We start from the raw sequence: 1,206 nt of genomic DNA, 5'->3' as shown, positions 1-1,206 counted from the left end.
GGACGGCGCGGCGTCGTCGTCGCGGACGTTGTCGGAGGCGTTGGGGAAGTTGGGGGTGGACCCGCGGAGTTCGAAGCGGAAGTACGTCAAGGAGCGGATGAGGAGGCTGGGGGTGGATACGTCGCACTTCGAGCGGGAGGGGGTGAAGTGGACGAAGGAGACCCTTGAGCCCGTGGTCGCCTTGTCCACGAGCGTCAACGAGGTCGTACGCCGGCTAGGGCTTGAGTGCGTAGGTGGCCACCAAACCAACATCGCCCGACGCATCAAGGCGTACGGAATCGACACCTCGCACTTCTCAACGGTGGTCCGTACGGAGAACATGAGGTACAACCAACGTCGCCGGACGGCCAAGGAGATCCTCGTCGAGGCCACGTCGGCGCACGCCACGCGCATTCCGAATAGCCGGCTCAAAAGGGCGATGTGCGAGCTGGGCGTAGAGGAGCACTGCGCCCTGTGCGGAATCGAACCGGTCTGACAGGGGGAGCCGCTCCCTCTGGAAGTCGACCACATCGACGGCAACTGGCGCGACAACCGGATCGAGAACCTTCGATTCCTCTGCCCCAACTGCCACGCGACGACAGACAATTACCGCGGTCGGGGCAAGGCCCGCACCAGGGGCGAGGCGGTATGAGCCACGGAGTGCAGTACACCCACGAGCGGTTGGTCGAAGCCGCCACGCAATGCTCCGACGTCGACGAGGTCATCGCGTTCTTCGGCACCCGGCCGTACGGCAAGCTCCGCCGGCATCTCTGCCGGCGGTTCGACCACATCGGGATCGACGTCTCGCACATGCGACGCCGGGTGCGGGCCGATGGGGCGCACTCGAAACCGGCCACCGAGGAGCTGCGCCACGCAGTCGAGGGGTCGACTTCCATCGCCGGCGCCCTGCGCGCACTCGGGAAGGAACCCTATAGCGGCCGGTTCCGCGCTCTGTTCCGCACGTGGGTGGCCCAGGACGGCCTCGACACTTCCCACTTCCTCGGGCAGGCACATCAGCGCGGCAAGCCGGGCCCGGTGCGCATCAAGTGCCCCGCAGACATCCTGGTCCGGCACGAAGGCCAGCGCCGAACGCGAACCCATCTTCTCCGTCGCGCGCTCCGCGACGTCGGAGTGCCAGAGGAGTGCGCCGAGTGCGGCGTCGACCCCGAATGGCTCGGCAAGCCCATGACGCTGGAGGTCGATCACATCAGCGGGGACTGGAGCGAC

1 protein-coding gene and 1 pseudogene are annotated in these 1,206 nt (G+C 66.8%); both read left to right on the top strand.

The window, feature by feature from the left end; genetic code table 11:
• Positions 1–631: pseudogene (locus AB0I03_RS26850) on the top strand (HNH endonuclease); the annotation flags it as partial.
• A gap of 8 nt (positions 632–639) precedes the next feature.
• A partial coding sequence (locus AB0I03_RS26845; protein WP_360417422.1) for an HNH endonuclease occupies positions 640–1,206 on the top strand: 567 nt, incomplete at its 3' end.

The sequence above is a fragment of the Glycomyces sp. NPDC021274 genome (assembly GCF_040641195.1).
In the GTDB taxonomy this organism is placed as follows: Bacteria; Actinomycetota; Actinomycetes; order Mycobacteriales; family Micromonosporaceae; genus Glycomyces.
Note: the sequence above shows the minus strand (reverse complement) of the source record. Positions and strands in the feature narration are given on the sequence as shown.